Source organism: Mycobacterium sp. (genome assembly GCF_025965855.1).
In the GTDB taxonomy this organism is placed as follows: Bacteria; Actinomycetota; Actinomycetes; order Mycobacteriales; family Mycobacteriaceae; genus Mycobacterium.
Window position 1 is genome coordinate 1 of the sequence record NZ_JAOPWB010000148.1, and the last position, 8,465, is coordinate 8,465.

An 8,465-nucleotide genomic window follows, 5' to 3' on the forward strand; every position below is an offset into this window, starting at 1 on the left:
GCCGAGGACCGCGGCCGAAAATGTGCCCCGCCGCCGGCGCCCTGGACCGCGGGCGGCCACCCCTGCCAGCAGCAGCGAAGCATCCAGGACGTCGCCGGCCACCCTCGTCCAGACCAGCCTGTCGGAACCGACCAGCAGCGCCGCGCCGTGGCCGCATTCGCGCGCGCCGAGCGCGCGGATGACCCGGCGCGACACGCGCGTGTCATCCACGCCCGCGATAGCAGCAACTTTCCCGGGGGGCGCCAGCTCGGCGAGGCCCAGCCCGGAGCTCGCGCCGGCGAGCGCTTTCGCCAAAGGTGCGCTGGCGTTGCCAGATCGATAACTCATCGTCGACTCCCTTGCCGAGCAGGGCATAGGCTGTCGCAAATCAGCTGTCGTGCAGCAATTTTGCAGGCCGCCCGCCCGCCCGGCCCTAAAGTCTTCGTTCATACGTCAAACTGCCGGTGGTAGCCCGATGGCCACGTTGGCACTCGGGTACCCGTGCAGGCACCGCCCAAACGCGCAATCAGCGGGATGCGTCGCGCAGCGCATCGAGCAAAGGGTGGGCGGCCTCTTTGAGAAAGAGCTCCTGCGCCTCGCCGCCGATCTGGACGAGCGCGATGTCCGTGAACCCGGCTTCCCAGTACGGTCGGACGGCGTCGACGATCGCGTCGAGGTCCGGGCCGCAGGGGATGGCATCGGCGACGTCTTCCGGTCGCACGAACTGGGTCGCACCGGCGAAACCGGCCGGTGTGGGCAGGTCTGCGTTGACCTTCCAGCCGCCGCCGAACCAGCGGAATTGGTCATGCGCGCGCTGGACGGCGGCGTCGCGGTCGGGATCCCAGCACACCGGTATCTGGCCGACCACCCGTCCGCCCCCGGCGAGGTTGGCGGCCTGGCGTGCGGCGTGCCACTCGCGGACAAGCTCTGCGTCGGGCTCCACCGCGACCAGGTGATCGCCCAGCTTGGCGAACCTGTCGACGGCCTTACTACCGCCCATGGCCACCGCTATGCCGACCGGGACGTCGGGCACGTCCCACAGCCGCGCCGAATCCACCTGGAAGTACTCACCGCGCCAGTTCACCAGCTGACCACCGAACAGCTCCCGGATGATCTTGATGGCTTCGCGCAGCATGTCATGCCGGCGCTCGACGGCGGGCCAACCCCTGCCGACGACGTGCTCGTTGAGGTTCTCCCCGCTGCCCAAACCGAGGGTGAACCGGCCGTCGGACATGATCTGCACGGTCGCGGCCTGCTGCGCGACGATCGCGGGGTGATACCGCATCGTCGGGCAGGTCACGTAGGTGTACAGGTCCACCCGTTCGGTGGCGTGCGCCACCCCGCCCATCACCGCCCAGGCGTTGGGCGCGTGTCCCTGCGACGTCAGCCAGGGGGAGAAATGGTCACTGCACACCTCGAAGTCGAACCCGCGATCTTCGGCCGAAACGGCATACTGGACAAGGTCTTTCGGTCCGCTCTGCTCGGTCATCAAAGTGTAGCCAAAATTCGTCATACCGACACGGGTACCCGGGCGCCCGCGAGCGTAACGCCACGGCGAAAAACCGAGCCGAAAATCGCCGTGGCGTTACGCTCGCGGAACGATTCCAGCAAAGTCGTTGTTCAGTCCGCGGTGGTGATGGAGTCCCCGGTAACGCCGGCCGCCCGACGGGCAGCGAGCCTGCGCTTCTGCGGCTCGATCGTGTAGCGGGGGTCACGGGCCGATTCCAGACCCGCCTCGAAAAAACCGAACCTCAGCAGTGCCGACGCCGTCAGCAACGTCAGGCCGGACAAGGCGGCGACACCGCGGTGTCGCCCGCCGAGCAACGCGCCCAAACCGCCCGCGGCGGCGAGCCACTCGCTCCCTGCCAGCAGCCGCCCGGGCCTGCCTCGGTGCAGCGGTTCTCTGGTCACCGGGTCCATCCGGTGCTCCGTGTACCTGGCGGAGATCAGATCACCGATCGCACCGATGACGGCCAGACTGCGAGCGGGCCCGGCTTCGGAGACCGGGGTGGTGATCATCGCCAATCCCGAGGCGGCCAGGCTCGCCGAGCTGGCGAACACGAAGGGCAGGTCTTTATACGCGGCGTTCCACGTCGGGGTCGCGGTGTCGCTGAGCAGCACCGCGGTGTAGACGGCAAGCGGTGGCGCGAAGACAGCGGCTTCCAATCCGGCCGGTCCCTCCACGGCGCGCAGCACCGGGCGCAGCGGTCCCAACGGGAGCCGCTCGCCGGTCATCCGGTCGACCTCGGAGACCGCGGCAATCCCGATACCGGCGCTGAAGAAGCTGAGAATCCACGAGCCGATGCTCATCGGCGAGGTCAGCTTGACGGTCCGCAGCATGTTGACGAAACGCTCGGGCCGGCCCAGGTCTTTGACCAGCGCGACCGCGCCCAGCATCACCGCGATCAGGGCGGACAGCCGTGTGTTGCGGCGTAATGTGTCTCGTCCGGTGAGCTGGGCCCCGGCAGCCAGCAGACCGGATCCACCGGCGACGCCACCCAGAAACAGGTATGCCCCGACCTCGTGGCCCCACGGTGCGGGCTTGACCACCGGACGCCCGTAGTACGAGCTGAACTCGGCCTCGGGGACCATCGGCATCTCACGCGAACCGTCCCCACCGCCCCTGCGCCCCTTGCCTTTTCCGTTCCGGCGCCTGCCGCCAGTCGGCTCGGGCGGGCGCACGCTGTCGAATTCGGAGGTGGTCACTTGCTCCTCCAGAACGCCAGCACCGCCGCGCCGAACATGCCGGCCGCGGCCAGGCCGGCCCGTTTGAACATCTGGGGGAGGTCGGCCGTGCACACCCGCGGGTCGGGCGGCAGGCCGTAGACCTCCGGCTCGTCGAGCAGCAAAAAGATCGACCCGGTGCCGCCCACACCGTCGTGCTCGTTGGCGCCGTAGAGGCGGGCCTCCGTCAGCCCCTGGGCGTGCAGCGCGGCGACCCGCTCCCGCGCCTTGACCACCAAGTCGTCGTGGTCGCCGAACTTGATCGAGGTGGTCGGGCAGGCCTGGGCGCACGCCGGCGTTTGGTCCTCGACGAGGCGGTCGTAGCAGAGGGTGCACTTCTGGGCGACTCCGGTGACGGGTTTCTCGCCGGGACGATCCGGTCGGTTCGCCGGCGTCGTGTACGTTCCGTCGCTGCGACGCTCGACCACGCCGAACGGGCACCCCGCAACGCACGTGCCGCACCCGTTGCAGACGTCGGCCTGCACGACGACGGTGCCGAACTCGGTGCGGAACAACGCGCCGGTCGGGCATACGTCGAGACACCCGGCGTGCGTGCAGTGCTTGCACACATCGGAGGACATCAGCCAGCGGAATTCCGGTGTGTCCGGCGGTTTGGTATCCGGAGGTGCGGGGATGGCCGGCATACCCAAATTGATCAGGGTGCGGCCGGATTCGCGCGCCTCCTCGATCCGGTCGCGGCCCTGCTCGACGAACGCCACGTGTCGCCACGTGCTGGCACCCAGCGCGCCGGTGTTGTCGTAGGACGAACCCAACAGCTCCAGCTCGCCGTCCTGCGGGTTGCGGTTCCATTCCTTGCACGCGACCTCGCAGGCCTTGCAGCCGATGCAGATCGAGGTGTCGGTGAAGAATCCCTTGCGCGGCTTGCGATCTGACCAACCCGCGTCGGTGGCCGGGTCAGTCGGTCCGGTTAGCTGGCCCATCGGCTCCCCCTTCCCGGGCGGCGTCGCTCACCCGTACGTTGCCGGTCTCGATGGTGGCGCCCGCGCGAGACTGGTACTCGGCGACCAGGCGGAGAAGTGCCTCGGCCTGCGGCCGGCGGCCGGGTTGGATGTCGCACGATCCGACCTTCGACTCCTGGATCTGCACGTTGGGATCCAGTGTCACGCCGAGCAGGTCATTGGCCGCGTCCCCGCTGACCACCGCGTCGCTGCCGACACCCCAGTGGTATGGCAACCCGATCTGGTGCACCGTGTGTCCGCCGATCACGAGCGGGGACACGCGCTCGGTGACCAGCACCCGGGCCTCGATCGCCGCGCGGGGCGAGATGATGGTGGCCCACCCGTAGGGCTCGAGACCGCGTTCGGCGGCCAGCTCCGGGGACACCTCACAGAACATCTCCGGTTGCAGCTCCGACAGGTAGGGCAGCCACCGGCTCATGCCGCCGGCGGTGTGGTGCTCGGTGAGCCGATAGGTGGTGAACACGTAGGGATACACGTCGGCCCCGGGCTCGCCGGCGCTGGGCGCGCTCAGGTTGTCCTTGCGCGGGAAGATGATTCGCGCCGGGTTCCGTTGCTGGGGATACAGCGCGTTGGCGACCGGCGACTCCTGCGGTTCGTAGTGCGTGGGCAGCGGTCCGTCGACCACACCCTTCGGGGCGAACAGCCAGCCCTTGCCGTCGGCCTGCATGATGAACGGGTCATCGCCGGCCAGCGCGTCGGGGCCACCGAGCTCGGGGTCGGGCCGGCTGCCCGGTGCCCGGTCGGCCACGAAGTCGGGCACGTCATATCCAACCCATCGACCCATCCGCTCGTCCCACCAGATGTATCGCTTGCGCTCGCTCCATGGCTTGCCGTCCGGGTCGGCGGACGCGCGGTTGTAGAGGATCCGCCGGTCGGCGGGCCATGCCCAGCCCCACTCCGATTGGCTGGGCGACGGGCCGCCGCCCGGCACCCGGCGCGCGGCCTGGTTGGTCGCGTTCGCGTACACCCCGGTGTAGATCCAGCAACCGGCCGCGGTCGACCCGTCGGCGCGCAGCTCGGTGTACGACGACAACGGCCTACCCGCGTCAGCGCCGGCGAGCTGATACCCGTTGATTTCGGCCAGCACCGCTTCGCCGTCGGGGTCGCCGTGCTCGTCGGTCGGGTAGTCCCACGTCAGGTCCAGCAGCGGCCGGTCGCGCTCGTCGGTCGAGCCGGCCAGGCGCTGCCTGATGCGCTTGCCCAGCTCGTATAAGAACGCCAATTCGCTTTGGCAATCGCCGGGCGGCTCGACCGCCTTGTGGCGCCACTGCAGCAGGCGCTGCGTCTGGGTGAACGATCCAGCTTTTTCGACGTGCGTTGCCGCGGGCAAGAAGAACACCTCGGTCTCGATGTCCTCGGTTTTCAGTTCACCGGAGGCGATTTCGGGACCATCCTTCCACCAGGTGGCCGACTCGATGAGGTTGAGGTCGCGGACCACCAGCCACTTGAGGTGGGACATGCCGAGGCGCTGCATCCGGCCGTGCGCCGAACCGACCGCGGGATTCTGGCCCAGCAGGAAGTAGCCCTCCACCTCGTCGGCCAGCATCCCGGTGACGGTCTGGTAGGTGCCGTGCGGGCCGGTCAGGCGCGGCAGGTAGTCGTAGGCCCAGTCGTTGTCCCCGCGGGCCGCGTCGCCCCACCACGCCTTGAGCAGGCTGACCATGTAGGTGTCGGCGTTGGCCCAAAAGCCTTTCTGCTGCTTGGATCCCACCGCGTCGAGGTACGCCCGCAAGGTGTCGTGGGCGCCCGCCTTGGGCATCGGCAGATACCCGGGCAGCAGATTGAACAGCGTCGGGATGTCGGTGGAGCCCTGGATGCTGGCGTGACCGCGCAGCGCCATGATGCCGCTCCCCGGCCGGCCCACGTTGCCCATCAGCAGCTGCAAAATGGTTGCGGTGCGGATGAATTGGACCCCCAGGGTGTGCTGTGTCCACCCGACGGCGTATGCGAAGCACGTGGTGCGCTCGCGCCCGGAGTTATCGACGATGGAGCGGGCGAGATAGTCGAAATCCTGGGTGCCGATGCCGCAGACGTCCTTGACCATCTGTGCCGTATAGCGCGCATAGTGCCGCTTGAGAATTTGGAATACCGTGCGCGGGTGCTGCAAGGTGTCGTCGCGCAGCACCCGGCCGTGCCCGAGCGGCGGTCCCCCACTGCCAAGCTCGTCACCCGCGGCGCGCGCCGACGCCTCGGCGCCGTGCTCGCCGGCTGACCCGGGCCGGGCGTCGAGCTGACCACCGTCCGGGTCGGCGTACGCCCACGTCGACATGTCGTACTGCCCGGTCTCGGGGTCGAAGCCGGAGAACAGCCCGCCGAGATCCTCAGCGTCCCGGAAGTTTTCGTTGATCAGGGTAGCCGCGTTCGTGTAGGCGAGGACGTACTCCTTGAACCACAGGTCGTTTGCGAGCACGTGGTTGATCAGCGCGCCGAGCAAGACCACGTCCGAGCCGGCCCGGATCGGGATGTGCCTGTCCGACACCGCCGAGGTGCGGGTGAAGCGGGGGTCGACGTGGATCACGCGCGCGCCCCGGGCCCTGGCCTCCTCCACCCACTGGAACCCGACCGGATGGCACTCGGCCATGTTGGAGCCCTGGATGATGATGCAATCGGCGTTGGCCATGTCTTGCAGTGATTGGGTGGCGCCGCCGCGCCCGAAGGAGGCTCCCAGACCGGGAACCGTTGAGGAGTGTCAAATACGAGCTTGGTTCTCGATTTGGATCGCACCCGCGGCGGTGAAGAGCTTCTTGATGAGATAGTTCTCCTCGTTGTCCAGCGTCGCGCCGCCCAGCGACGCGATGCCCATGGTGCGGCGCAGCAGCTGCCCCTTCTTGTCGATGTCCTGCCAGGTGTGGCGGCGGGACTCCAGGAAGCGGTCGGCGATCATGTCGATCGCGGTGCTCAGTTCGAGCGGCTGCCATTCGGTGGCCCGCGGCGCGCGGTAGAGCACCTTCAGTTGCCGGCCAGGCGAATTGACGAGTTGCTCGCTGGCTGAGCCCTTCGGGCACAGCCGCCCCCGCGAGATCGGCGAGTCGGGATCACCCTCGATCTGGACGACCCGCTCGTCCTTGACGTACACCCGCTGCCCGCAGCCGACGGCGCAGTACGGGCACACGCTTTGCACCACCCGGTCGGCGGTGGTCGTGCGCGGGGTGATGGCGCGGGTCCGCTTGGACGTCACGGCCGATCCGCGGCCGAGCTTGTCCCCCGAACGCAATTGACGCACGACGGGCCATTCCAAGGGCCATTCCAGGAAGATCTTCCGCATCGCCATTCCCTTACCCTACTGCGTCACACCGAAACCCCGCCCGTTCAGCGCACCACGATCGTGTGCTCGCCACGCGGCACCAGCTCGCCGATGACGGGCGCCCCGGGGATCTCGCCGGCGATCAGCAGCCCGCCGGAGGTCTGCGCGTCGGCGAGCAACAGGGCCTCGTCCTCGCCGACCGCGGACAGGTCCACGTGCGGCGCCACCCAGTCGAGGTTTCGCCGCGTGCCGCCGCTGACGTAGCCGGCCGCCAGCGCCTCCCGCGCGCCATCCAGATAGGGCACCGCCGCCGAGTGGATCACCGCCGTGACACCGCTGGCCCGCGCCATCTTGTGCAGGTGTCCGAGCAGACCGAAACCGGTTATGTCGGTTGCACATTCAACTCCTGCCGCCAGCGCCGCGCCGGCCGCGTCGGCGTTGAGCGTCGTCATCACGGCGACCGCCTCGTCGAAGCGCTCACCGGTGGCCTTGTGCCTGTTGTTCAGCACCCCGACGCCGAGCGGCTTGGTCAGCGACAACGGCGTGCCGGGCCTGCCGGAGTCATTGCGCAGCAGGCGGTTTGGGTCCGCGATCCCCGTGACCGCCAGCCCGTATTTGGGTTCCGGGTCGTCGACGCTGTGACCACCGGCAAGATGGCAGCCGGCGAGGCCGCACACGTCCAGCCCGCCGCGCAGCGTCTCGGCGGCCAGCTCGAACGGCAGCACATCGCGCGGCCAACCCAGCAGGTTCACCGCGACCACCGGGCGCCCGCCCATCGCGTACACGTCGGACAGCGCGTTGGTTGCCGCGATCCGGCCCCAGTCGTAGGCGTCGTCCACCACCGGTGTGAAGAAGTCCGTCGTCACGATCAGCGCCGTACCGCCCGCGATGCGTACCACCGCCGCGTCGTCGCCGCTGTCGAGCCCGACCAGCAACTCGCCGAGCGGGTCGCGCGGCGCGGCCGACTCCAACCCGCGAAGCACGGCCTCGAGTTCGCCGGGCGGAATCTTGCAGGCGCAGCCGCCGCCGTGGGCGTACTGGGTCAGTCGGTAGGTCGCACGAGAAGTCACGAAGTCCATACTTGTCGCCATGGTCCAGGGAGGCGTGCCCGGTCTGGTGACCGGCGCGGTCTTCAAAACCGTCGAACGGCAGACGCTGCCGCTGGCGGGTTCGATTCCCGTCCGCCTCCGCCATGCTCCTTCGGGCCTGACATGAGTGAGCCAACTGATCAGCGACGGCTCGTGCCGCGTACCGACGTCCTGCTCGCCGACCCGCGCCTGGCCGAAGCGCAGCGGGTGCTGGGGCGCGCGTTGGTGAAATCGGTGATCGTCGAGGCCCAGCGGCGGGCACGCGCCGGGGAGATCGAGCCCGAGCGCGTCGCCGAGCACGCCGTCGCCGCGCTTCCCGCCACCGCGTCGAGCCTGCGGCCCGTCATCAACGCCACCGGCGTGGTCGTGCACACCAACCTGGGCCGGGCGCCGCTGTCGCGGGCCGCCGTGGACGCGGTGGTCGCCGCGGCCGGGACGACGGACGTCGAG

General features: G+C 69.1%; 6 protein-coding genes, 1 tRNA gene and 1 pseudogene. 2 read left to right on the forward strand and 6 right to left on the reverse strand.

Going from position 1 to position 8,465, the window contains the following annotated elements:
• From JWP83_RS11685 to selD, 6 genes are all read right to left on the reverse strand, one after another.
• On the reverse strand, positions 1 to 327 hold a 327-nt coding region (locus JWP83_RS11685), incomplete at its 3' end, for a malate dehydrogenase (protein WP_297730110.1).
• 178 nt (positions 328 to 505) lie between these two features.
• Positions 506 to 1,492, reverse strand: coding sequence for an LLM class F420-dependent oxidoreductase (locus JWP83_RS11690; protein ID WP_297730111.1), 987 nt, complete (start codon positions 1,490 to 1,492; stop codon positions 506 to 508).
• A 107-nt stretch (positions 1,493 to 1,599) separates the two neighbouring features.
• On the reverse strand, positions 1,600 to 2,685 hold the full coding sequence (gene nrfD / locus JWP83_RS11695; protein ID WP_297730112.1) for an NrfD/PsrC family molybdoenzyme membrane anchor subunit: 1,086 nt from the start codon (positions 2,683 to 2,685) through the stop codon (positions 1,600 to 1,602).
• Positions 2,682 to 3,644: a 4Fe-4S dicluster domain-containing protein gene (locus JWP83_RS11700; RefSeq protein ID WP_297730113.1), complete on the reverse strand. Its 963-nt coding sequence runs from the start codon at positions 3,642 to 3,644 to the stop codon at positions 2,682 to 2,684. The genes nrfD and JWP83_RS11700 overlap by 4 nt, the downstream gene beginning before the upstream one ends.
• Complete coding sequence (fdh, locus tag JWP83_RS11705; protein WP_297730115.1) at positions 3,619 to 6,948, reverse strand: formate dehydrogenase; 3,330 nt, start codon at positions 6,946 to 6,948, stop codon at positions 3,619 to 3,621. The genes JWP83_RS11700 and fdh overlap by 26 nt, the downstream gene beginning before the upstream one ends.
• A 44-nt stretch (positions 6,949 to 6,992) precedes the next feature.
• Complete coding sequence (selD, locus tag JWP83_RS11710) at positions 6,993 to 8,006, reverse strand: selenide, water dikinase SelD (protein ID WP_297730114.1); 1,014 nt, start codon at positions 8,004 to 8,006, stop codon at positions 6,993 to 6,995.
• A 19-nt stretch (positions 8,007 to 8,025) separates the two neighbouring features.
• Here selD and JWP83_RS11715 point away from each other — a divergent pair.
• Both JWP83_RS11715 and JWP83_RS11720 read left to right on the forward strand, forming a co-directional pair.
• Positions 8,026 to 8,120 (forward strand) — tRNA-Sec (locus tag JWP83_RS11715).
• An 18-nt stretch (positions 8,121 to 8,138) separates the two neighbouring features.
• Positions 8,139 to 8,465: pseudogene (locus JWP83_RS11720) on the forward strand (L-seryl-tRNA(Sec) selenium transferase); the annotation flags it as partial.

Excerpts from the sequence above, each read along its gene's own strand:
- JWP83_RS11690 (WP_297730111.1), bottom strand. The coding sequence starts at position 1,492 with ATGACGAATTTTGGCTACACTTTGATGACCGAGCAGAGCGGACCGAAA.
- JWP83_RS11700 (WP_297730113.1), bottom strand. The coding sequence starts at position 3,644 with ATGGGCCAGCTAACCGGACCGACTGACCCGGCCACCGACGCGGGTTGG.
- selD (WP_297730114.1), bottom strand. The coding sequence starts at position 8,006 with ATGGACTTCGTGACTTCTCGTGCGACCTACCGACTGACCCAGTACGCC.